The sequence below is a fragment of the Shewanella sp. Scap07 genome (assembly GCF_013394145.1).
GTDB lineage: Bacteria > Pseudomonadota > Gammaproteobacteria > Enterobacterales > Shewanellaceae > Shewanella > Shewanella waksmanii.
The window spans coordinates 1,643,065-1,666,560 of record NZ_CP041329.1 but is presented as its reverse complement, the minus strand read 5'-3'; the positions used below and the strand labels follow the sequence as shown (position 1 = coordinate 1,666,560).

At 46.5% G+C, this 23,496-nt stretch carries 23 protein-coding genes; 8 read left to right on the top strand and 15 right to left on the bottom strand.

Features of this window, described 5'->3' with window-relative positions; all coding sequences use genetic code 11:
* The first annotated feature begins 84 nt into the window (after positions 1-84).
* A complete protein-coding gene (locus FLM48_RS07345) occupies positions 85-1,050 on the top strand; it encodes a helix-turn-helix domain-containing protein (protein ID WP_179024202.1) in 966 nt (321 codons plus the stop codon).
* Positions 1,051-1,061: 11 nt separating this feature from the next.
* Here the strand turns inward: FLM48_RS07345 and FLM48_RS07340 are convergent, their stop codons facing one another.
* The 3 genes from FLM48_RS07340 to FLM48_RS07330 all read right to left on the bottom strand — a co-directional run bounded on the left by FLM48_RS07340 (position 1,062) and on the right by FLM48_RS07330 (position 3,776).
* Positions 1,062-1,334, bottom strand: coding sequence for a hypothetical protein (locus tag FLM48_RS07340; RefSeq protein WP_179024201.1), 273 nt, complete (start codon positions 1,332-1,334; stop codon positions 1,062-1,064).
* A gap of 147 nt (positions 1,335-1,481) precedes the next feature.
* Positions 1,482-3,023, bottom strand: coding sequence for an NADP-dependent phosphogluconate dehydrogenase (gndA, locus tag FLM48_RS07335; RefSeq protein WP_179024200.1), 1,542 nt, complete (start codon positions 3,021-3,023; stop codon positions 1,482-1,484).
* A 297-nt stretch (positions 3,024-3,320) separates the two neighbouring features.
* Positions 3,321-3,776: a MarR family winged helix-turn-helix transcriptional regulator gene (locus FLM48_RS07330; RefSeq protein WP_256871082.1), complete on the bottom strand. Its 456-nt coding sequence runs from the start codon at positions 3,774-3,776 to the stop codon at positions 3,321-3,323.
* Between the two features lie 229 nt (positions 3,777-4,005).
* On the opposite strand from FLM48_RS07330, the gene FLM48_RS07325 reads away from it, so the two are divergent.
* Positions 4,006-5,007 carry an NADP-dependent oxidoreductase gene (locus FLM48_RS07325; protein ID WP_179024199.1) on the top strand — a complete coding sequence of 334 codons (1,002 nt, stop codon included), beginning with the start codon at positions 4,006-4,008 and terminating at the stop codon, positions 5,005-5,007.
* Positions 5,008-5,068: 61 nt separating this feature from the next.
* Here the strand turns inward: FLM48_RS07325 and FLM48_RS07320 are convergent, their stop codons facing one another.
* From FLM48_RS07320 to FLM48_RS07290, 7 genes are all read right to left on the bottom strand, one after another.
* Positions 5,069-7,267, bottom strand: coding sequence for a hypothetical protein (locus FLM48_RS07320; RefSeq protein WP_179024198.1), 2,199 nt, complete (start codon positions 7,265-7,267; stop codon positions 5,069-5,071).
* Positions 7,264-7,857 carry a GNAT family N-acetyltransferase gene (locus tag FLM48_RS07315; RefSeq protein WP_179024197.1) on the bottom strand — a complete coding sequence of 198 codons (594 nt, stop codon included), beginning with the start codon at positions 7,855-7,857 and terminating at the stop codon, positions 7,264-7,266. Before FLM48_RS07315 ends, FLM48_RS07320 begins: the two co-directional genes overlap by 4 nt.
* A 139-nt stretch (positions 7,858-7,996) precedes the next feature.
* A complete protein-coding gene (locus tag FLM48_RS07310) occupies positions 7,997-8,479 on the bottom strand; it encodes a WbuC family cupin fold metalloprotein (protein WP_179024196.1) in 483 nt (160 codons plus the stop codon).
* Between the two features lie 28 nt (positions 8,480-8,507).
* A complete protein-coding gene (locus tag FLM48_RS07305) occupies positions 8,508-8,993 on the bottom strand; it encodes a hypothetical protein (RefSeq protein WP_179024195.1) in 486 nt (161 codons plus the stop codon).
* Between the two features lie 99 nt (positions 8,994-9,092).
* The gene (locus FLM48_RS07300; RefSeq protein WP_256871081.1) at positions 9,093-9,656 is read right to left on the bottom strand and encodes a GNAT family N-acetyltransferase; all 564 of its coding nucleotides are present in this window, start codon (positions 9,654-9,656) and stop codon (positions 9,093-9,095) included.
* 140 nt (positions 9,657-9,796) lie between these two features.
* Positions 9,797-10,012 carry a hypothetical protein gene (locus FLM48_RS07295; RefSeq protein ID WP_179022698.1) on the bottom strand — a complete coding sequence of 72 codons (216 nt, stop codon included), beginning with the start codon at positions 10,010-10,012 and terminating at the stop codon, positions 9,797-9,799.
* Positions 10,013-10,039: 27 nt separating this feature from the next.
* Positions 10,040-10,312: a hypothetical protein gene (locus FLM48_RS07290; protein ID WP_256871080.1), complete on the bottom strand. Its 273-nt coding sequence runs from the start codon at positions 10,310-10,312 to the stop codon at positions 10,040-10,042.
* 372 nt (positions 10,313-10,684) lie between these two features.
* Between FLM48_RS07290 and FLM48_RS07285 the strand changes: the two genes are divergently transcribed.
* Together FLM48_RS07285 and ggt are read left to right on the top strand one after the other, a co-directional pair.
* Positions 10,685-11,341 (top strand): methyltransferase, encoded by a 657-nt coding sequence (locus tag FLM48_RS07285; RefSeq protein WP_028772295.1) that lies wholly within the window; start codon positions 10,685-10,687, stop codon positions 11,339-11,341.
* Positions 11,342-11,632: 291 nt separating this feature from the next.
* On the top strand, positions 11,633-13,360 hold the full coding sequence (gene ggt, locus FLM48_RS07280) for a gamma-glutamyltransferase (RefSeq protein WP_179024194.1): 1,728 nt from the start codon (positions 11,633-11,635) through the stop codon (positions 13,358-13,360).
* An 83-nt stretch (positions 13,361-13,443) separates the two neighbouring features.
* Here the strand turns inward: ggt and FLM48_RS07275 are convergent, their stop codons facing one another.
* The 5 genes from FLM48_RS07275 to FLM48_RS07255 form a co-directional block, all read right to left on the bottom strand.
* Positions 13,444-14,814, bottom strand: coding sequence for an amidohydrolase family protein (locus tag FLM48_RS07275; protein ID WP_256871079.1), 1,371 nt, complete (start codon positions 14,812-14,814; stop codon positions 13,444-13,446).
* Positions 14,815-15,026: 212 nt separating this feature from the next.
* A complete protein-coding gene (locus tag FLM48_RS07270; protein ID WP_179024192.1) occupies positions 15,027-15,377 on the bottom strand; it encodes a hypothetical protein in 351 nt (116 codons plus the stop codon).
* A 50-nt stretch (positions 15,378-15,427) separates the two neighbouring features.
* Positions 15,428-15,910, bottom strand: coding sequence for a serine hydrolase (locus FLM48_RS07265; protein WP_179024191.1), 483 nt, complete (start codon positions 15,908-15,910; stop codon positions 15,428-15,430).
* 143 nt (positions 15,911-16,053) lie between these two features.
* Positions 16,054-16,479: an MAPEG family protein gene (locus FLM48_RS07260; RefSeq protein ID WP_256871078.1), complete on the bottom strand. Its 426-nt coding sequence runs from the start codon at positions 16,477-16,479 to the stop codon at positions 16,054-16,056.
* Between the two features lie 443 nt (positions 16,480-16,922).
* The gene (locus FLM48_RS07255) at positions 16,923-18,827 is read right to left on the bottom strand and encodes a propionyl-CoA synthetase (RefSeq protein WP_179024190.1); all 1,905 of its coding nucleotides are present in this window, start codon (positions 18,825-18,827) and stop codon (positions 16,923-16,925) included.
* Between the two features lie 465 nt (positions 18,828-19,292).
* Here FLM48_RS07255 and FLM48_RS07250 point away from each other — a divergent pair, with 465 nt between their 5' ends.
* The 4 genes from FLM48_RS07250 (at position 19,293) to FLM48_RS07235 (ending at position 23,482) form a co-directional block, all read left to right on the top strand.
* Positions 19,293-19,694, top strand: a complete 402-nt coding sequence (locus FLM48_RS07250; RefSeq protein ID WP_028772288.1) for a MerR family DNA-binding transcriptional regulator — start codon at positions 19,293-19,295, stop codon at positions 19,692-19,694.
* Between the two features lie 96 nt (positions 19,695-19,790).
* A complete protein-coding gene (locus tag FLM48_RS07245) occupies positions 19,791-20,960 on the top strand; it encodes an isovaleryl-CoA dehydrogenase (RefSeq protein WP_179024189.1) in 1,170 nt (389 codons plus the stop codon).
* Positions 20,961-21,038: 78 nt separating this feature from the next.
* The gene (locus tag FLM48_RS07240; RefSeq protein ID WP_179024188.1) at positions 21,039-22,646 is read left to right on the top strand and encodes a carboxyl transferase domain-containing protein; all 1,608 of its coding nucleotides are present in this window, start codon (positions 21,039-21,041) and stop codon (positions 22,644-22,646) included.
* On the top strand, positions 22,646-23,482 hold the full coding sequence (locus tag FLM48_RS07235; protein ID WP_372847457.1) for an enoyl-CoA hydratase-related protein: 837 nt from the start codon (positions 22,646-22,648) through the stop codon (positions 23,480-23,482). The genes FLM48_RS07240 and FLM48_RS07235 overlap by 1 nt, the downstream gene beginning before the upstream one ends.
* Positions 23,483-23,496 lie beyond the last annotated feature (14 nt).

The window sequence follows — 23,496 nt, the reverse complement described above, 5'->3', positions numbered from 1 at the left end:
AGTTATAAACATGCTGCATGGAGTAGCAAGAAATGAGCTTTACGCGATAAACAATAGGCAAAGTGAGTTTAAACAAGGATGAGTATGAGCATTAGGCCCAATGGTATACGCCAAATACATACCCAAGATGTTGAGCAGTTAGTTCATTTTAATCAAGATAAGCGTCGCACTTATACCCAACTCAAACCCGGCGAATTTAACGCCAACTATGTTGAGGTTAACCTTGGCGCGCTGATGCTTTTTCGTGAGCAACTCAATATCGCTACCCGTATTGAGGCGGCACCACCAAGCAGCTATGTGCCCTTCGCCTCCATCATTTCACCTGCCACCGAGGGCTACTACTACGGCAAATTGTCATCTAACCCTAAGCTTATTCAAGCCTCAGGCGGCGATTGGGGGATCAATGTGAATAACCACATTGACTATGTCGCCAGTATTTTCAATCGCCAAGCGTTATATCAGCACTTTCTGAGTTTGACTGGCCAAGATATCCCGCAAGCTTGGCTTTCAAATCAAGCGGTAACAACCGATAGCAATGCCTTAAATCGCTATACACTTGGTATACAGCAAGCCATTAAAGTTTTTGACCACCAGCCACAGTTGCTACACTCGCCGCTTATCTTGAAGTTGTATGCTGAATCGCTCACCAATCTGGCAATAGACGCGCTAATGCCCACCGCGCCCATTAAGCAACAGTTAGCAGCACACTCCCAACGCATCAGAGGAGTCCATCGAGTTATCGATTACTTACGTGACCATGTGCAACAACTGCCCACTATGGCAGAGCTTTGTGTCATTGCCGGGCTAAGTGAACGTAGTTTGCAATATGGCTTTAAAGAGTTAGTCGGGATATCCCCGACACGTTACGTCCGTATTCTCAGATTAAACCGGGTCAGATCTGCACTACGGCAAAGTGACCACAGTGACACAAAAGTCAGTGATATCGCCCTTGATTGGGGATTTCTGGAGCTTGGACGCTTTTCAGTAGAGTATCGGCAGTTTTTTAACGAACAGCCATCAATGACACTGCAAGCACAGCGAATCAGCTAAATTAACGTCGCTTATTCTTTACTGCAAAACTGATTAAAAGCTTGTTCAGTATTATCAAACCCTTCGCGATCCGCCACTTCCCATGGGCGCACACAACGCTGTAGTTTATCGCACCAGGCATAACCTGCCGACGCAATGCAGCCCTGCTCAGTGCGATCGGCCCCGACCATTGACTCTTTGGGTGCCGGCTGATCAGCAGTGCTATTGCACCCCATTAGCACGGCCATAGCTGCAACGAATAAGAACATCTTTTGACTTGGTTTATTTAGAGTGATTTGCGGCATAGTAACATCCTTGGTTTAAGCACCTGACCTAACAATATTCCTCAGTCTAGCGTAGTTGCCGTATAACAAGTATTCAACTACTCAGATCACTATTTTGGCCACTAAAAAAGGAGCCATAAGGCTCCTTTTCTCTAACAACGTCTCGTATTACAGCTTATCTAGTGTGCGTGTTTTTGCACTCCAGTTAAGGTGAAATTTTTCACCGTCTGGCGCATCGGTACGTTCAAAAGTATGCGCACCAAAAAAGTCTCGCTGGCCTTGTAATAGGTTGGCTGGCAGAGTTTCGCAGCGATAGCTGTCGTAGTAAGCCAAGGCAGAGCTGATACAAGGAGCAGGAATCCCTTTCAATACCGCTTGTGATACCGCTAAACGCCAATCTTGTTGTTTAGCCGAAAGGTGATTGCTAAAGGTATCGGCCATCAACAAATTGGCTAACTCTTGCTTTTGACGATTAGCTTGCTGATAAGCTTGGGTGATTGACTGCAAAAACGTTGCACGGATGATACAACCTGCACGCCAAATTTTAGCGATTTCAGCAAAATCGAGCTGCCACTGCTTTTCTTTTGCTGTCATGGCCATCAACTGAAAACCCTGGGCATAACTGGCGATCTTTGCGCAGTACAGCGCGTTTTCTAACTGGTCGATAAACTGCTGCTTAGCTTGCTCATCTACCTGTTGTGGCTGTGGGCCACTCAGTAGCTTAGACAGCTGCTTGCGCTGGCCTTTTTGAGTGCTCACAGCCCGAGCATATACGGCTTCGGCAATCGTGGGCGCTGGGCAACCAATCTGCAAACTGCTCACCGCGGTCCAAAGCCCGGTACCTTTTTGGCCGGCTTTATCTAAAATCATTTCCACCAAAGGACGGCCTGTGATCGGATCCGCTTGACGCAATACGTCAGCACTGATCTCCATCAAATAGCTATTAAGTATACCTTTATTCCATTTGGCAAACAGATCGCCAACTTCATATTGGCTCATACCAAAACCATCATGCAGTAATTGATAGGCTTCGCATATCAACTGCATATCAGCATATTCAATGCCGTTATGCACCATTTTGACATAATGCCCGGAACCAGCAGGGCCAATATAAGTGGTACAAGGCTCGCCTTCAGTTACTGGATTACCAGGCTCTTGACGCTCTATTGGCAATCCGGTTTCTGGGTCGACCTTGGCGGCAATGGCCTGCCAAATCGGTGCGATACGTTGCCAGGCCTTCTCGCTGCCACTTGGCATTAATGATGGACCAAACCTCGCCCCCATCTCACCGCCTGATACCGCACAACTGAAGAAAGTAAATTGATCCGCATATTGCTGCTCGCGGGCAACGGTATCTGTCCACAAGCTGTTACCGGTATCGATCACAATATCGTCTTGCTCGATACCGGCTTCGATTAGCGATTGGCACACACCATCTACTGGGGCGCCCGCAGGAACCGATAAGACTAAGATACGCGGCTTGCTGAGGCTGGATAACATTTCTGTAAGATTGCTACAGCCTAATACTCTTGGGCTGAGGCCCGCTTTACGCTCTTTCTGTTCTTGTTCAATAAGGTGCTGAACCTTATTAGCATCAAGGTCAAATGCGGCAACGTGATATTGATTATCAGCAATGTTTAGAGCAAGGTTTTTGCCCATGACACCTAAGCCAATCACGCCTATATCAAGGAGGTCTGTGTGGTTTTGCATTGGGTTTTCCAAGGGGAACAGAGAATACTTTAACCTATCGTTTATAGTTTTCTGCTCAATAGTAATGAAATCATAAACTTGCTAGCAACTGATTTCGACAATGCCATTAAGCATAGTTGATAGGCACGAATTGGTCGCGATTATACAAAAATTGGTAACTTAATTACTAGGAAAATGCCAACATCACTGAACCATATACAAAACAGTGTGTTTCATATGTATAACAAAAGGGTTTTTCTAAGCTAAATGATTGGCGCAATAGGCTTTACCCTACCAACAACAACCTAGCGCTAGCCATTAGCGATTGAGATCTTCAGTCAGCACCAAACATAAGTCCCGTAACTCATCGAGCTTAGCTTCTGATACCGAGACTTTACTTAACAACACCTGCTTAAGCGCCAGTGCTTGCTGTTTAAGTTCTGCTCCCTTGGCGGTTATCACGATGAGTTTTTTGCGCTCATCATGCTCATCAACATGGCGAGCGAGTAGCTGTTTGCTCTCTAAGCGCTTAACAATTGGCGTCAAGGTTCCCAAATCAAGCTTGGTTGCCCGTGACAGATCAGTCAAACTGGCGCCATCTTGCAACCACAATGCCTGCATCACCAAGTATTGTGGGTAGGTCAAATCGCACTGCTGCAGTAGTGGTCGGTACGCACGCACCAAAGCATTGGCTGCGGTATATAACGCAAAACAAACATTGTCAGATAATGACAATGTTTCCGCTGTTGAATCTACATGCTGGTTATCGCTCAAAATCTACCTTTCATCGTTAAAATGTCACCGCGGCTAATTGGCTAACAACAGCTCCCGCAACCATTTGCAGGCACATAGTAGCCATCATTATTCGCTAAGCCAAGTTAAGTTGTTCTACATTGAGTCTAGTGTACGCTATTTTAGTTTGCGCACAAAGCATTTGCTTTGCGCACAAATTAAATGTAGATTAACCAACAATTAGTTTGCACGCAAAGTAAAAAGAGGAATTATGAAAGCTCAGCAAATCGTATTAGCATCACGCCCTGAAGGGTTGCCCACGGCAGCACATTTCAAACAAAATAGTGTCGAACTACCCGCAATTCAAGCAGGTCAATTTTTGGTTAAAAACCTGTGGATGTCGGTTGATCCTTATATGCGCGGCCGCATGATTGATAGAAAAAGCTACATTGCGCCTTTTGTGATTGGCGAAGCCTTGGAAGGTGGGGCGATTGGTGAAGTTATCGAATCTCAGCACCCAGATTTTCCTGTGGGCAGCAAAGTCAGCAGCATGTTAGGTTGGCGCAGTCACTATATTAGTGATGGCAGCGATCACACTGTGCTACCTAATATCCCCCTCAGTGAATCTCACTTCTTGGGTGTGCTCGGTATGCCAGGTATGACAGCCTGGACCGGACTGACTCGCATCGCTGAGTTAAAAGCCGGCGAAACCTTGTTTGTTTCAGCAGCCTCTGGCGCAGTTGGCAGCGTTGCCTGTCAACTAGGTAAATTGATGGGTGCAACGGTTGTGGCCTCTGTCGGCAGTGACGAAAAAGCAGCCCACCTTAATGCACTGGGTATCGATAAGGTGATTAACTACAAAACTTGCGATGATATTAGCGCCGCTCTCGGGCAAGCTGCGCCGCAAGGTATTGATGTATATTTTGAAAATGTCGGTGGTGAGCATTTAACCGCCGCCCTAGATAACATGAATGATCATGGCCGTATTGCTGTGTGTGGCATGATTTCACAATACAACGACACCGCACCGACACCTGGGCCAAGTAACCTCGCCAACATCATTATCAAAAAGTTAAAGATTGAAGGCTTTATCGTATTTGAACACTGGGATCACTACGGTGAGTATGCCCAGCAGATGGGCCAATGGTTGGCGACTGGTCAAGTACAAGCGGAGCAAACCATCTATCAAGGTTTAGATAATGCCCCTAGTGCCTTTATTGGCCTGTTTGAAGGGAAAAACAAAGGCAAAATGGTCGTTAAATTAACGGACTAATATTAAGCCTTGCCATTTTAGTTACAAAAAAAGCTGACTTACGTCAGCTTTTTTTTGGCAATTACTTATCCGTTTCATTTTTATTGATAAGCAATATAATCAGTAACATACCAAAGAAAGTGACAATACTGACTTGCAGTGGACCAGAAATGTTAAAGCCCATTTCACTGCCATTGAGAATATCAAAGATATCCTTCAAAGCACCGATGGATATCAGGGCCATGGAGCCAGATAACACTCGAGTAAAACGTTTACCATTGCGGGTGCGCAGCTTTTCATACAGCTTGGCAGTTTCAGAGATGATCTCTTCTTGGCGGTAGTGAATTTTATCTAGCGTCTTTTGAGTGCGGGTGTGTAATTTATCAAAGTCCATATGGTCAAATACCTTCTGCACCATACGGGTATGATCTGGAAAAGTCATCATACTACCGGCATTAATGAGCTCTAGTAGCCAATGAGCATCCTGGGTAAATTGCTTTAAACACGCGCCTTCGTCAGTTAGCTTTTTCACCTGTGCACGCAACTTTATTGCTGATATTTTCTTGTCTTGCAAGCTAGGAACCGCATGCTCCAAGCTATATTGTAACTGCTTATCAAGCAACTTATTGGTCAGGTGGAATAGGTTATTTACCGCTGCTGCCACCTCCATCATCTCCGCCGATTGCTCTAACACCCAATTAGGTTGCTGCAACAAACCTAAAATACACTCATGATGGTTGGTAAACACAAACTCATCATGGTTATAGCAATCTTTATTAAGATTGAACTCATCAGAAGTCACGGTGCGTAAGCACCAGTCATCAACCGCGCTGCGCAGTTCCCGCTGCGGCAACACAAATACTGGGTAAGCAAAGTGACCCTTTAATGACTTGGCGGTCATGGAGGTATCTTTGCCATCAATGCGCTCTACCACCCTATCTAATAAGGTCGACACAAAGCGGTTCTCTGATGCATTGTAAAACAGCAGATCAGCCACCGGGTTTTGATAGTGATTAAAATACTCGTTGAGTAGGTCAGCCAACTCAGCAAAACGCTGCTCGGCAAATTCTTCTAACAGCCCAACTTGTTGGCCATTCCAGTGCATCTGCTGATCCATCGCAAATGGGGTTCCCAGTGACATGGCATGACGCACACCACTGGCACTGACATACTCTAACGGTGCCCGTAAATTAAGCGCGAAAATGCCCATTGGGTAATAAATAAGCTCAACATCAAACACCAGCTCAGTGTCTCGGCCGCCCTTATTACGAAAAGGCAAACTCAATTGCGGCAGTTGCCATGAGTAAATATCTTCAAAATCTTTGGCAATACCCGCCCATATATCATTGAGCATGTTGCTTTTAGGGGTTTGCGCCCCCCAGTCAGATAAATACAGAGCATGGTTTTGCGGTGCGCTCGCCACTACCTCACTTAAGGTCTGACGCAATTCCCGCGTGACGATGTGATTGACGTTGGCAAAATAGGAGATACTGATTGACCCGCGCTCAACAAACAGTTCACCTGAGCCCGGTTGTCGATTTTCACTGAAAAATGTCAACGGTGGCCACAGTGCTTCCAAATCCGTCGACATAATGTATTTATCGGCGGCGGTTAGCGCCTTTACCGCAGTAATAAACTGCGGGCGCAGCTTCGCCATGGTCGCAGTAAGTTTGACAGGATCATTCCAGCGCATGTCACACAGCTGAGCAATTATCGCTACCCCTTCACTAAAATGGCGATAAGCGCTAAATTCGGGCCGCAGGTACTGGGCATAAAGCTGACTTTCTTTTTCGCTAAACTCGGCGGCAAAACTATTCACACAGGCTAAGTGAGTATCGATATTTTGGGTCGCTTCTGCCATCAGCCACTCTTGACTGGTGTATATGCCCCTGTCGATGTAGCACACATCGATTTGAATCGCCGCAAACTTCTGCAGTACTTTAACCAAAGGTGATGACGGTAAGGCATCCAATGCGGTAATACTTGAACGCACTAGCGTTTCCGCGTGCAAATACCAATTACTTTCCTCTACCTCATGCCTAGCATAGCCGTAGCAAGCACAGAAAAGCAGTAGTGCATCGCGCTTAGGCAAATCAGCGAGCTCGGCTAACTCAACCTTAGGTTGCTGTTCAAATTGCTCTGCTAATTGATAGGCTGGCGACCCCACCAGCTGCAACTCTGATTTGGCCCAATGAAAGCACTGCTCAAAATCCTCTTCACCAATAAAGTCAAAAAAACGGCCTAAAATTGTCTGTAATTCGACATCACTGTCAAGCGTCATAAACTGTCCTTAGAAAGTATACGTTGGCGTTGTTCAACAAAGCGGGCATCAGTGCTATCTAGATAGTAACTGCTGGTAAAAATGTGCGCGACTACCTGCCATAACTGTTGCAAAGTGGGTAGTGCTTGCTGCGATTTACAATGATACATTAACGCCATTGGCGTTGACGCTTGATCATCATAATGGGGCGATAGGTAATCGATATTAAAAGTGCTAAAACCTAGCTTCTGATAAAACTTTTCAGGCCCAGCTTCGGCCTCGACCAACAGCCAGCTAAACTCGGTGCTTGGATCGAAAAATTCAAACAATTCATCGCAAAGCTGTTTTCCCAGCCCTTGCCCCTGCATCGCTGGCGCAATGAATAGATAGCCCAACATGGCAAACCTGTGTTGCGGATACAGCTCAGTGAGTGACATACCTAATGCTTGCTCACCAGCATGAATGACTATACAACGGGATTTACCAGTATCGACCGCTTGTTTTAGTTCTTCTATGGGCTCACGCTCCCACTGAGGAAAAACCTCACAATAGATCGACATGGCACTGTCCCATAACGGGCCTGCAGCGTGATGTAATTGTTTTATCTGCATGATTTGCTGTCTTTTAATGTTTGCGAAATCATAACAAAATAGCTATTAAGCTGGCTAGAAAAAGCCATCGTTGGACTGTATCAATTTTTATTACGTCAGCTAGCAAGTCGCTGAACTAGGTCACATAGCCGATTTAAATTTAGGGTAAATACCTATCGCCCAGCTGGGCTTGATACAGCCAACTGAGAAAATCAATCGATTGACTCTCGCCTTCTGCAGGTGCCCATGAAGCAAACTCTGCCGCATCAATGCTTGAATAAGGGCCTGGCTTTACCTCCATAATCACTGCGTGCTCAGACGGGACATATAAGCAATGCCAGCTATTTTCCGGTAACTCAATTGCCGAGACTGCCGTCCCCGGCGTTAAGCGGGTTTTATCGGTAATCGCACCTGTACTGTCAAATTGCACTAAAACGACCTCACCACGTAAAGCCATTATTAGCTCCCATTTATTGGCTAACACATGCCGATGGGGGCGCACATAACTGCCATGTTGCAGTGCGATACACAGCCGCTGCACCGGTTCATCATAACTCTGATGCAAATTTAGGTGTGCTCGCAGGCGCGCACTGGCGCCAGCGGTGGCTAATAACTGGCTAAACAACTCATCGTCTAACTTCATTCCTATCCCTTAAACTTAACCGCAATACTCACTCTCCGGTTAATTCGCGCTTGGCTTGGGCTAATCGCTGCTCATATTGCGCCGTTGTCAACTGCCCCTGTTCGAGCAATGCTTGCGCTTGTTGGCGTTGCATCCAAAAATGGTACTCAATCGCAGCCAACACATAACCCAGTTGCTGTTCAGTGATCTGTTTATCGGCAAAGGCTTGATGTGCCAGACTTTGATTCCACTGACGGTTTTTAGGTGGCGTGGGTAAGCTAAAGTCTTGCTCAATATACCGTTGATCGGCAATCAAACGCCCCTGCTCGACATGCTCTTGAGCACATAAATGTAGGATGTAATCAACCGAAGCTTGCGCGCCGTAGCGATGAAAGTTGAATTCGGCGCTACATTGACCCATCACCCTACCCTCGGCATCAAGCACATCAACTTCGCCACTGGCACAGCCAACAAGTTGAATGCTCAATAACATCAGAACATAGGCAGTAAGCCAAGCGCGACCAAATCTCATCATTGAGCGCCGAAATAAAGATTATCTGCTTGCCAAACTTTAGTCAGCCTAAAAATGATGACACTCAAAGGAGTATAGAGAGAAAACGGCATACAAATCCTTTTACATCGATGAAGAGCTAAGTGTTTGCTGCGACTTGGCATAGATCAGTGTATTGCTGAGTGCACCGCTGGGCAGTCGGCATTCATTTACCAACATACCCTCGAGTAAATACTGACAACGTTCGGCAACCGCTTGACTCTTCAAGTTAGTTTCAGCGACACGAATTTCTATTCTATTGGCGTTAAGCTCAGTAAATGCATAATGCTCAAGCCGAGTCACCGCCTCGGTAATATAGCCTTTTCCCGCACAACTGCTACGCAGCCAATAACCTATCTCAAAAAATGGCACCGATTTGTCTCGTATCACTAAACCAATCACCCCAACAAGCTGACCCGAAGTTTTTTCTATCAGGCCAAAGCGCAACTCATTTTCGAAGCGTTCGAAATTATCTATCGCCTTCTGCATGTCATTAATTGATTCTTGCTCAGTCAAGGCGTTCGGCACCCAAGGTAAAAATTGCCGCAATGTATTTTGACTCTCAACAACTGCCTGCAACATCGCGTTTTGCCAATCCATCGAAGGCGGTGTTAACGTTAACCTGTCTGATACTAGTTTATCTAACACTGCAATCCTTAAACAATTGAGTCGCCCACACCAGTTACTGGCCCGCTAGTCGGGTTGTTTATTTTGATGAATGGTGACTCCATTCAACTACGAATTCCTAAAAGTAAGTTTAGCTATAATGTTGAATCTGTTTAATAAGATCAATCTTGATTCAGATGTTCAATCACCACTGTTTCAATTTTATCGAGTACTTGCTTTGCTTTTGATGAATCAAGATCGAGCTCTACCCAACCGTCAGTGCTCATAAATTTGGCACCTTGATAGTGAATTACCGTTTGGCAGCCAACAATGGCGCGGCGACCCGTTAGCTTAAAAATTCCCTGTGGCGTATTTATGCGGCTAATACAAAAATCCATGGTTTACTCCTTTTGTTAAATCTTGGGCTAAACCGGCGGTTCACCACTTTCATCTTCAGCCTTTATCTCTTGCTGCTTGATACGCTCAATTTTTTTAATTTCTTGATGGGGAATGGGAAACAGTGAAATAAGAGGAAACACTGCGAGCATAATAAAAGCGCCTTTCGGCATGTTTTTCGCCCACAGCACAATGCGATACATCAGCCAAAATAATAGCAGCAACACTACAATCGCTGCGCAGTAGGCTACTAAGGTTAACCCATCAATATTCAATCCGGCTACGGTATCCAGGATTTGCATTTATCGCTCCATCGCTCCATTGCTCCATTGCTCCATTGCTCCCTCAAATAAAAGATGGGGATAAAACAGCGCGATTCAAGTCACTTAGTTAGCAGCGCCAGTTTTAGTCACTTTTGATTACCAGCGAGGCGGTTAAAGAGTCTCTTAACTGGCTGTGATTCACCAGGATGCTCTCACCCGTGATAAAAGAAACGGCGCAGTGTCGCAATATTTGACTGGAGTAGGTCATACAGCGCAACATCACTGCGAGCAGCATAATCTATTGTTAAATATATTACTTTCAATTGCAGGCCAATCACTATAACCTGTAGTTCTTCGTTTTGTCATTTATCACTGATACCTGGCTGAGCGCTCAATGATTGAGGCGGCCAAATGACAGATCTGCGTTTACGTTACCAAACCATCGAGTTTGGAAAAACCGATATTCACCTGTGCACACTGCGAAATAAACAGGAATTCCACGACCCCGATGGCATTGCCGAAGAGCTAGGCATCTCGTCTGCTACTTGGCCGATTTTTGGTGTAGTTTGGCCATCAAGTTTAGTGTTGGCTCACCATATTGCTGACTATGATGTTGGGGTGAAACGGGTGTTAGAAATTGGCTGTGGCACAGCGCTTAGCAGTTTGTTGCTCAATAAACGCCAAGTGGATATTACCGCAACGGATTACCACCCCGAGGTGGAGACCTTTCTTGCCAGAAACTCTGAGTTAAATGGTGACGATCTTATTCCCTTTGAGCGCACGGGCTGGGGCGATAGTGATGATAGCTTGGGTCGCTTCGACTTAATTATTGGTAGCGATCTATTATATGAAGATGAACATATCGACTTACTGTCAAATTTCATCCACGAACACTCAAAGCCACAATGTGAAGTGATCATCGTCGACCCAGGACGGGGAAGAAAAACCAAACTAGCCAAAAGCCTGCTTAAAATGGGCTATTTATCCACCTTTTCTAAGCCAGAACATACCGATTACCTAGACAGTGACTTTAAAGGTCACATTCTAAACTTTGTCCGTAATAAGTAGCTTTTTACTGTCTTAATATCAACAACGCCTGTCATCACGCCATAGCATCATGCGACTGAGGCGCTGATGCACTGATGCACTGATGCACTGATGCACTGACGCACTGACGCACTGACGCACTGATGACCTTAGCCAACGTCACGCAATAACAACAAGCAAAACCCAGGTAAATACATGGTGCTAACAACTTGTACAACAAGCTGTACCGCAGCTAAACCAAGCCTAGGTTTGCTCAGCAGCAAGTATGCGACTATGAAATAATACCTGCTCGTTTCATTAATCGTTTAGACCATGCGAAAATCATTATTGACTGGCTTTTTCTACTTCACCTCAACTATCGTAGCGGCCAACGAGCTACCGCTCACGCCTACCGCCACAGGTGAATCTTTTATGGTGAGTGCCACCAACCCTTACGTGGCTAAAACTGGTTATGATGTATTGAACAAGCAAGGCAACGCCATCGATGCCATGGTTGCGATGCAAATGGTCATGACTGTGGTTGAACCGGATATGACCGGTATTGGTGGCGGCACTTTCGCCCTGTTTTATCACCACCAAGCTAAACAGTTTCACGCATTTGACGGCAGAGATGCCGCACCGGCAAGTGCCCACGCCAATATGTTTATGCACCAAGGCAAAGCGGTCGATAACAGTGAGGTATTGGGTCCGCGCTCGGTGGCCATTCCCGGTACGTTGAAATTGCTATATCAGACCCATCAACAATACGGCAAGCTCGATTGGGCAGAATTAGTACAGCCGGCAATAGATTTAGCGAACCAAGGTTATGCATTAAACAGCTACACCCACGATATTGTTGTTAGGGAACAAGCTCGCCTGCAACACGACCCTGAAATCAAGGCGCTTTATTGGCAAGATGAGCAGATAAAACCCACCGGCAGCTTAATGACCAATCCCGCTTTAGCTAAAACTTTGGCCAACATAGCCAAACAGGGCGGTGACTATTTGTATCAAGGGGCTTTAGGTCAGCAGATAGTGCAGACCGTCAACCAGCGACTGGAAGCCAATCAACCTCAATTGACGATGGATGATTTCAATCACTATCAGCTCAAGCACCGCGACATCGTTAAAACTAACTACCGTGGGCATCAAGTTATCTCTTTTGGTTATCCGTCATCGGGTGGCACTATGGTCGCGCAAACACTGGCATTACTTGAGCCTTACCAACTTAACGATATGCAGCCAACAGATGCGCAGGCGTGGCGATTGATGACCGAAGCCATGCGGATCACTCAGGCCGATCGTATTGCCTATGCGGGCGACCCAGATTATGTCGAAGTTCCCAGCCAAGCGTTATTAGATAAAGCCTATTTAGCTCAGCGCAGAGCTTTGCTACCTAAAACCGGCGTGATGCCAGAACCACCCACCGCCGGAGCACTATTAGCGCAAATGCCTGGCAGCGACAGTAAGCTAGAAGGTCGCGATACTGGCCACATTTCGATTGTCGATGCCCAAGGCAATGCCATTGCCATGACCAGTACCGTCGGCACCGGGATGGGTTCAGGCGTGATGGTCGATGGTTTAATATTGAATGCACAGATGGACAATTTTACTCACAACCCCGTAGTTGATGGTAAACCGGCTCAAAATGCGATAGCAGCTGGAAAAAGACCTCGTTCAGCCACGACACCGTTAATGGTTTTAGACAATCAAAACAGGCTGAGGTTGGTTATTGGGTCGCCCGGCAGCGGGCAAATCCCGGGGTATGTGCTCAAAACGCTAGTCGGGGTGATTGACTGGCAACTGACAGCGCAAGAAGCCATTGATCTGCCCAATATCCAATATGGCACCAAAGTCGATCGCACTAAGTCACAATACACCACAGGGTTACTGGTTGAAAAAACCACTTTCGCCGAAATGCTGGTGCCGGAATTTATCGACTATGGTTATCCGGTGTATGTGCTACCTATGGTCAGTGGACTAAACGCTGTCGAAATCAACAATGGCAAGATTACTGGCGCGAGCGATAGACGCCGAGCATCAACAGCCATGGGTCGTTAATAGCGCAGTCTATTGCTGTTAAAATTACCGATATTCAACATCAATGTTGAATATCGGTAATTCACCAACAATATTAACCGAGTTTAATTCAGCGACTTTTCATTGCCTGCAGCCAACTCCTGCCTAGCGATCGGCTTACCATTCAATATAACGGTTTCAATACTATCCCATGCCTCAACAGACGCTAGCGGGTTGCGCTCAAGGACTAACAGGTTAGCCTTTTTACCCACTTGCACCGTGCCATAGTCAGCATCCACCTTAAACTGCTTGGCATTATTTATCGTGGCGGCCGCCAGTACTTGTGCAGGAGATAACCCCGCATTTGCCATCGCTTTCATCTCTTGGAAGGTGGTTAATCCTGGTTGATTGGCATAGCTCGGGCTACCAGGAAAATCAGAGGCTAATAATATTGGGTGGTTAGCATGATTAAGATACTGGATCACTTTGTTGCCCTTGCCGATGCGCCCATATAAAAATATCACAGCAATCGCGTTGTCGGCCATGCCGTCGAACCCTATGCGTAACTCTTTTTTGAACCACCGCGCCTGTGGAGTCTGGTACCAGTCTATAAGAGGCGCTGGAGTCACAGCTAAAAACTGCGGTGAACTTGCCGTTGTGGGGAGCATCACCTCTCCTAGTCCAGCAATCACTCTTTGGGTTGGCATGTAACCTACTTGCTCATCAATGATAACATCGAGCGTGGCAGCTATCTCTGCAGGCACATCTAGGTGGCGACGAAGTTGACCCCAGTTCCACATGCCGTGGGCAATCACATCTACGCCAGCAGCAAGGGCCAACTGCTGCATATCAAATGCATTGGCATGGGCCACTATCAAAAGATTATGTTTATCAGCCTCCACTTTAATGCGCTTTAGCGTAGCTGAAGGTAGCAGCTGCCATTGATTGGCATCACCGTAGCCGTCTTCAAAGTAGAGTTTGATACACGAAGCCCCCGAACTCGCTATTTGTTGCACTAAACTCTCTGCGGAATCAGGCTTATTAGCTGCCGCCGCCTCATCGACTAAATAGCGATACATAGACTGAGAAAGCGAGTCTGTTTTTTCTACATAAGGAAAAGTGTCTTTTGACGTGATCACCTCACAGCGAAAATAATCAGGATGGTTAGCCGCATTGGTAAAATGCTTGGAGTTTAAGCCTGGGTTAGGATCCAGTACTTGGGTCACACCGTAATATAAAAAGCTTTTTGGTTGCTGCTCATAGTACGCCGCAACAATTTGCGGGTGCTTGACCGCCAGGGGTTCTACACCAAACCCCATACCTGGCACAGAGGAAACATGCACGTGGCTGTCCATCAACCCTGGAGCCAGAAATTTATCAACGCCGTCTATTTTAGCATCGTAATCAGTGATTTTTTGCGAGGTGATTTGCTCAATTCGACCATTGTTAAGCAGCACATTCATATTCGTGTTTGGCGCGCTTAAATGCGATGACACTATGGTAATATTTTCTATTAGCAGCTTGTCACTTGCCGCCAAAGCAGCAGAAAAAATACGCCTATGAGTATTACAAATCTATTCATTAATCGTCCCTGATAGCCCAATTGGGCACTTTAAAAAGCCATTTCACTCCATGAAGTATTTGCCTGCAACGGTTTGCTTCAGTCGCTAAATAGCTATCGCATAGTCAATTTAGATCTGGACTGGCTTTATTCGCACAAACTCACCGCCTTATGCATCTGCTCAATTTGTTGTTCGAACCCAACAACAGACTCTTGATGATCTAAAGTAAAAGACTCGCCCATAAAATGGGGAAAGCCCTCAGCTTTATCAACCAATAAAGCGTAACGACTTACCGAGTGCTCAACATAAGGTGAGAAATTACTGTGCTTTACCGTGGCACAATTGTCGCTGTATTCTTGCAGCAATCTTGCTGCGATGAGGATCTCCCTTTGATAGTCACTGATCTCCTCGTTAAGCTCTGCACGGCTAGACTGAAAACTGGCAACCGAGTAGCCGAGCAGAACACACAGAGTTATTGCTAATAATTTTGACCACAACTGATTTCAATCCTTTTTTAAGAGCTTATTGCAAAGCCGCCTTTAAGCGCCTAATTAGCTTGCGATTCTGCCACTTTGGACAAAATAAAACTATCAAGCTCATTGGTAATCTGGCCTATACTACTGTTGGTTAGAATCACATAACCGATGTTTTGTGCCGTCATCGAACAACTCAACGACACCCAGCCACGATTAAATCCAGCAAACCCTAAACTGGTATTACTTTGGTCAACCACGTAACTCATACTCCAGCGTCCGCCAGCATTAGCAGCAGGGGTAGTCATATCTGCAATCAATGCTTTAGGTAGCAGCTGAGCACCATTGTATTCACCTAGCTCGTTTTTAAGAATGGCCAAATTGAAACGAGCTAAATCCATCGCCGTTGTATGCAGACCTGCAGCGGCATGCTTTTGCAAAATTTTAGGGGCTTGGTTATCTAACTGAGTTTTCAGTGCTGAGAAATTTAAGCCAGGCTGTGCAGCCGCGTAGCTTACATTGAGTGAAGCAATAAAAATTAGATATCTGATCATCATCCCTGCTGGTGTCCCGTCCTAAAACACAACAATTGTTTGCCTAATTTGCGCAACCAAGCACAACATAGCAAAAACTCGTTACTACGCTCCGTGCTATTTTCATATCGTGGTTGCTTGAAAATTTCCGCCCGTTAAAGGGAAGTTCACAGCCAACGAAGAATACCTGAAACAAATATACCGACTAAGCCAATCGCACTTACCACAAATGAGACACTACGCATCAATTGAAAATTTGCGTAATAACACATCATATGACCAATGCGACCAAGCATATACACTAGCGACAAATTGTTTACCCAAGTCGGGTTGGCTGAGGAGAAAATCGAGAACAGAATAAATAAAACCAATATGCCAACTGTTTCGTTACTATTGGCGAATGCTCGGCTAGAACGAAACAAAAAACTATCATGGCCGCCTGTAATAGCTGTACCTGGGATCTGTTTCTGTTTTATGCCGGTAATGTCCGCAACTAACAATTGGATAAAAAACAACATCCCTGATAAACCTAGCACCAACACACTTGTGCCATATTGAGAAACCAACTCCATTCGATAAACTCCAATATTCATTACTGTCTACATACGTTACCAATGTATTACCGCCGGCTCCTTACGACATCCGAGCAAGTAATCATCATAAATCGATAATCACGCTAACTTTAACGCAATAATATTAGCAACTTAACAGAGCACGAATACTACTGCAATCGCCGTTTCGTCTATAGTTTTTGAGACTTGTTACTCGCGCATTTGCCCTTCTGCTAAGTTATACCGCAACAGCAAGTCGAAGAAAAAACTGCAATAATGTCAATGAGCATTGACTCTCGGCGACAGGATATCGCCGGTAAGCCAATTTGGGAGTATCTATGGTGTTGTGTTACAAGTGATTTGTATATTACTCACCGCAAGCGATAAACCTAGCTGATCCTATATCAGCTAGGTATAGCCAGGCTAATTCAGGTATATAGACCTGCTAGCTGCGGCCCTGTTATCACGCTTGCAGGTGCAAGGCATCACACATGGGCATCGGCATAACCCATGCGGGTCAACGCATTACGCACTAAATCTAAAGTTTGTGGATCTTCAATGGTCGCTGGCATATTAAAGGCTTGATTGTCAGCAATCTTACGCATGGTGCCGCGTAGGATTTTACCTGAGCGGGTCTTAGGTAACTTTTGTACGGCACTGACTAAACGAAATGCCGCTACGGGACCAATTTGCTCACGCACTAACGCGATAAGCTCTTTGTAAAGCTGTTCATCGGTTAAATGAACGCCTTTTTTAAGTACTACCAATCCCAATGGCACCTGTCCTTTTAGCTTGTCATCGACACCAATAACCGCTGCTTCCGCTACGGCGTCGTGCTGGCAAAGTACTTCTTCAAAACGGCCGGTGGATAAACGGTGTCCGGCAACGTTAATGATGTCATCAATGCGGCTCATAATATACAGATAACCGTCCTCATCCATATAACCGGCATCTCCGGTAAGATAAAAGCCGGGGTACATACTCAAATAGCTGTCTTTATAACGTGCTTCGTTACCCCATAACGTGGCTAATGTGCCAGGCGGCAGTGGCAGCTTAATCACCACATTGCCAGATTCATTGGCTGCAACTTGCTCGCCCATTTCATCAACCACTTGCACATCGTAACCAGGTACCGGCAACGCAGGCGATCCCGCTTTTATCTCTACGGGTGCCGTACCCATCATATTTGCGGCCACTGGCCAACCCGTTTCGGTTTGCCACCAGTGATCTATCACCGGTTTTTGCAGTTGCTCTTGCGCCCAATACAAGGTGTCTGGGTCACATCGTTCACCAGCCAAAAATAGATTTTTAAGGCAGCTTAAATCGACTGTTTTGATGTATTCACCGCTGGGGTCATCACGCTTTATCGCACGTATTGCTGTTGGCGCCGTAAAGAAGCTTTTGACATTATACTTGGCAATAGTGCGCCAAAATGCCCCAGGATCTGGCGTGCCAACCGGTTTACCTTCATATAAAAGTGTGGTCGCGCCCACCAGCAAAGGGCCGTAAACAATATAAGAGTGGCCCACTACCCAGCCCACATCGGATGCGGCCCAAAAAGTATCGCCAGCTTCAATATCGTAAATGTGTTTCATCGACCAACTTAGGGCGACCGCGTGGCCTCCATTGTCACGCACCACCCCTTTGGGCTGGCCTGTGGTACCTGAGGTATACAACACATATAGCGGGTCAGTTGCGCTCACGCTGACACAATCGATATGGCTAGCCGCAGCCACACAGCTCTGCCAATCCCAGTCTCTGCCGGGTAGCAACTCAGCGGTATATTGGGGGCGATTGAGCACCACGCAACTACTCACTTGATGTTGCGCCTGCTGCAAAGCTTCATCCAATAACGGCTTATATGCCACCACGCCAGAGGGCTCAATACCGCAAGAGGCAGATAAAATCATAGTCGGCTTAGCATCATCTATTCGGGTCGCTAGCTCATTCGCAGCAAAGCCACCAAAAACCACTGAATGGATAGCCCCTAAGCGCGCACAGGCAAGCATGGCGTATGCCGTTTCGGGGATCATCGGCATATATATCACCACCCGGTCGCCTTTTTTCACCCCGCGCTGTGCCATAAAGCCCGCCAAACGGCTGACCTGGGCTTGCAGTTCTTCATAGGTGATGCCGTATTCGGTATCCGTGACAGGACTGACATACTGGATCGCGACTTGATTGCCACGCCCCTGGGCAACATGGCGATCGACCGCGTTGTAACAGGTGTTCAGTTCGGCGCCACTGAACCATTGGTACATCGGGGCGTTGTCGCTATCGAGCACTTTATCCCAAGTTTTTTGCCAGGCAATGCTTTGCGCAGCTTGTGCCCAAAACTCATCGGGATGTTGGTTTGCTTGTTGATGCAGCTGCTGATGTAAATCCTTCATAGTTAGTCTCCTTGGCAAGTCAACTTGCATTAATTTGGCCACCACCTTGTGGTGAAGGTCGCGCCATGCAAAACCAACTTGTCCTTCCCCTTGCTTGTATGATTGAAGGTATAAACATCTACGTGTTATTCCCTCAGTGACAGCGCCCTGCCAAGTGGCAAATATTGTTTATATAATGGGCAATACTGATAGCTCAATTATCGCGCGCTAAGTAAAATTGCCCATTAGACCTTAGAATAACTAGGGCTATCGTCGACGTTAAGTGGTAAAACCATCAGCTAACCCCATTTAAACACCCGTTTAAAAATTTAATTATTTTAATAAGTTAGTCATTTTAATCAGTAAAACGTCAGTTTTTCCTGACACCTTTTTGAGTCAAATTCAAGTTCTGCGCCACCCACAAGCTTTACCTTTACGTAAACTTCATATATTGTGCTGGAAACGTTAAATTTTATGGTGTTATTAATGAGCGAAAACCACGCCCCACAGACGACTTACTCCATTAGTGAGCTATCAAAAGAGTTCGATATTACTACCCGTAGTATTCGTTTTTACGAAGACCAAGGCTTACTCAAACCTAAGCGCCGTGGGCAAACACGTATTTACGGCTTAAAAGATCGAGTACGCCTGAAACTGATTTTGCGCGGTAAGCGCTTAGGGTTTTCATTGGCAGAAACCCGTCGACTATTCGAACTGTACGATGCCGATAAAAACAGCTCTTCACAGCTGCAAACCATGCTCGATTTAGTCGAAGAGAAAAAATCAGCACTGCAGCAGCAAATGGATGACATCAAAGTGGTACTGATGGAGCTTAACAGTGCTGAGCAGCAGTGCCGCGCTGCCCTAGAAGAACAACAAAAAGTTTAAGTCATTAGCCATACTGCAAGACCTTAAAAATTTAACACAAGCAAATAGATAGCAAAAATAACAATACTAATAAAAGAACATGACAGGACATCAACCATGACTCAACTCTACTCATCTCTCAATTTCGGCCTCGGTGAAGATGTCGATATGCTCCGCGATGCGGTACAGAGCTTTGCCGCCAATGAAATTGCGCCAATTGCCGCGCAAGTCGATGAACAGAACGCCTTTCCAAATGAACTTTGGCCGGTACTCGGTGAGATGGGTTTGTTAGGTGTTACCGTACCAGAACAGTACGGCGGCGCAGATATGGGCTATTTGGCCCATGTGGTTGCCATGGAAGAAATTTCTCGAGCTTCGGCGTCAATTGGTCTGAGTTATGGTGCCCACTCTAACCTGTGTGTTAACCAAATCAACCGCAATGGTAACGACGTTCAAAAAGCCAAGTACTTGCCAAAATTGGTCAGCGGAGAGCATATTGGTGCGCTCGCCATGAGCGAGCCCAACGCGGGCTCAGATGTAGTATCGATGAAGCTGCACGCCCGCAAAGAAGGCGACCGTTACATCTTAAACGGCAATAAAATGTGGATCACCAATGGTCCCGATGCCGATACCTACGTTATCTACGCCAAAACAGATTTAGATAAAGGTGCCCACGGTATTACTGCCTTTATTGTTGAACGTGGCTACAAAGGCTTTACCCAAGCGCAAAAGCTCGACAAGTTAGGCATGCGAGGCTCCAACACCTGTGAGCTGGTATTCGATAATGTGGAAGTACCAGAAGAGAATATTCTTGGTGGCTTAAATAATGGCGTAAAAGTATTAATGAGCGGCCTAGACTACGAACGTGTTGTGTTATCTGGCGGCCCTCTAGGCATCATGACCGCCTGTATGGACATTGTTGTTCCTTACATTCATGAACGTGAGCAGTTTGGTAAGTCCATCGGTCAATTCCAGCTGGTTCAAGGCAAACTTGCCGACATGTACACCGGAATGAATGCCGCTAAATCTTACATCTACAATGTGGCTAAATCTTGCGATCGTGGTGAAACCACCCGTAAGGATGCCGCTGGCGCCATTTTATATAGTGCTGAGTTAGCCACCAAAATGGCCTTAGATGCCATTCAATTATTAGGCGGTAATGGTTACGTTAATGAATACGCCACAGGGCGACTGTTACGTGACGCTAAGCTGTATGAAATTGGTGCGGGCACCTCAGAAATACGCCGCATGCTGATCGGACGTGAACTATTTAACGAATCTAAATAGTTCATTGAGGCGCAGCAGACTCCCCGCTGCTGCGTCTTTGCCGACCTCTCCTCATTTTGTGCTAAGAAGGACATTGCCGTGACGCAATTAAGCAGCCGAATCAACGCTCGTAGCGATGAGTTTAAAACCAAACACCAAGAGATGGCCGCCGTTGTGGCCGACCTTAAACAGCAACTGCATACTATTGAACAAGGTGGCGGTGCCGTCGCCCGTGAGCGTCATTTGTCACGGGGCAAGCTGCTACCGAGACAACGAGTCGAAAAACTGCTCGATGCTGGCTCTCCTTTTTTAGAACTATCTCAGTTTGCCGCATATGATGTGTATGATGACGTAGTACCTGCCGCTGGCATTATCGCCGGTATTGGCCGAGTGAGCGGTGTTGAATGCATGATCATCGCCAACGATGCAACCGTTAAAGGCGGCACCTATTACCCCATCACGGTAAAAAAACACCTTCGCGCTCAAGAAATTGCTCAGCGCTGTCACCTACCGTGTATCTATCTTGTCGATTCTGGCGGCGCTAATCTGCCTCGCCAAGATGAAGTTTTTCCAGACCGTGACCACTTTGGCCGTATCTTTTATAACCAGGCGCAAATGTCTGCCAAAGGTATCCCTCAGGTCGCCGTAGTGATGGGACTTTGTACCGCTGGCGGCGCCTATGTGCCAGCCATGGCGGATGAGTCAATTATCGTTAAAGAGCAAGGCACCATTTTCTTAGCCGGTCCACCACTGGTAAAAGCAGCAACTGGCGAGGAGGTCTCGGCCGAGGAACTTGGTGGCGCTGAAGTGCACACCAAAATATCGGGTGTGGCTGATCACATGGCGCAAAATGATGACCATGCGCTTGAACTGGCCCGTAAGTCCGTTGCTAGACTCAACCATAACAAGCAAATCGAAGCGCAATTGAGTGCGGTTAAACCGCCACAATTTGATATCAACGAGCTCTACGGTATCGTTGGCACCGATCTGAAAAAACCTTTCGATGTTAAAGAAGTCATCGCCCGTATTGTTGATGACTCAGACTTTGATGAATTTAAAGCCAATTACGGTAATACCTTAGTGTGTGGTTTTGCACGTATTCATGGCTACCCCGTAGGGATAGTGGCCAACAATGGGATTTTATTTTCAGAGTCGGCACAAAAAGGCGCGCACTTTATTGAACTGTGTTGCCAACGCAAAATTCCGCTGCTGTTTTTACAAAATATTACCGGCTTCATGGTCGGCAAAAAATATGAGCATGAAGGCATTGCGAAACACGGCGCCAAAATGGTCACCGCAGTGTCATGCGCCACCGTACCTAAATTTACCGTCATCATAGGTGGCAGTTACGGCGCCGGCAACTACGGTATGTGTGGCCGCGCCTTCGAACCCACTATGATGTGGATGTGGCCCAATGCGCGTATCTCGGTAATGGGCGGAGAGCAAGCTGCTGGCGTTTTGGCAACAGTGCGCCGTGATGGCTTGGCCCGTAAAGGTGTTGAATGGTCAGCAGAAGAAGAAGCCAAGTTCAGGCAACCGATTGTCGAGCAGTATGATAAAGAGGGCCACCCTTATCATGCCAGTGCCAGATTATGGGATGACGGCATTATTGACCCAGCACAAACACGTGACGTGGTGGGTTTGGCCCTATCTGCAGCACTCAATGCGCCAATCGCTGACACCAAGTTTGGTGTTTTCAGAATGTAATGGCACTAGCCAATCAACACAATAAGGGCTTAACCATGCTACCTGAAACCCAACATTTTAATTTTGTCCGCTGCCATATTGAAGATGGCATCGGCCATATTGAACTTGACCGAGCAGACAAACACAACGCCTTTGATGAGGTGATGATTAATGAAATTATCACCAGTCTACGAGTATTGGCTAAACGCGACGAATGCCAGTTGTTAGTGCTCAGCGCTGCGGGAAAAAACTTCAGCGCAGGCGCCGATCTTAATTGGATGCGTAAGCAAGCCAAGATGGACTTTCAACAAAACCTAGCCGATGCCAATGAGCTCGCCACCTTAATGCATGAACTGGATAAGTTTGCTAAACCTAGCATTGCGTTAGTGCAAGGTGCCGCTTTCGGTGGCGCACTCGGCTTGATCTGCTGCTGCGATATTGCAATTGCTAATTCGCGCGCCAGTTTTTGTCTAAGCGAAGTTAAACTCGGTTTAATTCCAGCAGTCATTAGTCCCTACGTTACTCGTGCCATGGGCCAACGCGCAGCGCGGCGCTATATGATGACCGCCGAGCGATTCGATGTGACTACCGCACAACGCCTTCAAGTCATTCACGAAATTAACGATGAATTACTCGCCGCAGCACAACCTTTTATCGATGCGTTTAAAGCCAATAGCCCACAAGGTATGTCATGGACTAAGGCACTGTTAAGCCACTTAGAAAATGGCGAGATTGATGACGATACCCGTGCCCACACCAGTGAGCGTATCGCCCGCATTCGAGTCTCCGATGAAGGTCAAGAAGGGCTCAATGCCTTTTTCGATAAGCGCGCCCCCCAATGGCAAACTGAGGCATAACAACAATGAATAAT

Bases quoted from the DNA above. Each gene is read 5' to 3' on its own strand.
- FLM48_RS07345 (WP_179024202.1), top strand. From the start codon at position 85: ATGAGCATTAGGCCCAATGGTATACGCCAAATACATACCCAAGATGTT.
- FLM48_RS07340 (WP_179024201.1), bottom strand. From the start codon at position 1,334: ATGCCGCAAATCACTCTAAATAAACCAAGTCAAAAGATGTTCTTATTC.
- gndA (WP_179024200.1), bottom strand. From the start codon at position 3,023: ATGCAAAACCACACAGACCTCCTTGATATAGGCGTGATTGGCTTAGGT.
- FLM48_RS07325 (WP_179024199.1), top strand. From the start codon at position 4,006: ATGAAAGCTCAGCAAATCGTATTAGCATCACGCCCTGAAGGGTTGCCC.
- FLM48_RS07320 (WP_179024198.1), bottom strand. From the start codon at position 7,267: ATGACGCTTGACAGTGATGTCGAATTACAGACAATTTTAGGCCGTTTT.
- FLM48_RS07315 (WP_179024197.1), bottom strand. From the start codon at position 7,857: ATGCAGATAAAACAATTACATCACGCTGCAGGCCCGTTATGGGACAGT.
- FLM48_RS07310 (WP_179024196.1), bottom strand. From the start codon at position 8,479: ATGAAGTTAGACGATGAGTTGTTTAGCCAGTTATTAGCCACCGCTGGC.
- FLM48_RS07305 (WP_179024195.1), bottom strand. From the start codon at position 8,993: ATGATGAGATTTGGTCGCGCTTGGCTTACTGCCTATGTTCTGATGTTA.
- FLM48_RS07295 (WP_179022698.1), bottom strand. From the start codon at position 10,012: ATGGATTTTTGTATTAGCCGCATAAATACGCCACAGGGAATTTTTAAG.
- FLM48_RS07290 (WP_256871080.1), bottom strand. From the start codon at position 10,312: ATGCAAATCCTGGATACCGTAGCCGGATTGAATATTGATGGGTTAACC.
- FLM48_RS07285 (WP_028772295.1), top strand. From the start codon at position 10,685: ATGACAGATCTGCGTTTACGTTACCAAACCATCGAGTTTGGAAAAACC.
- ggt (WP_179024194.1), top strand. From the start codon at position 11,633: ATGCGAAAATCATTATTGACTGGCTTTTTCTACTTCACCTCAACTATC.
- FLM48_RS07265 (WP_179024191.1), bottom strand. From the start codon at position 15,910: ATGATGATCAGATATCTAATTTTTATTGCTTCACTCAATGTAAGCTAC.
- FLM48_RS07260 (WP_256871078.1), bottom strand. From the start codon at position 16,479: ATGAATATTGGAGTTTATCGAATGGAGTTGGTTTCTCAATATGGCACA.
- FLM48_RS07255 (WP_179024190.1), bottom strand. From the start codon at position 18,827: ATGAAGGATTTACATCAGCAGCTGCATCAACAAGCAAACCAACATCCC.
- FLM48_RS07250 (WP_028772288.1), top strand. From the start codon at position 19,293: ATGAGCGAAAACCACGCCCCACAGACGACTTACTCCATTAGTGAGCTA.
- FLM48_RS07245 (WP_179024189.1), top strand. From the start codon at position 19,791: ATGACTCAACTCTACTCATCTCTCAATTTCGGCCTCGGTGAAGATGTC.
- FLM48_RS07235 (WP_372847457.1), top strand. From the start codon at position 22,646: ATGGCACTAGCCAATCAACACAATAAGGGCTTAACCATGCTACCTGAA.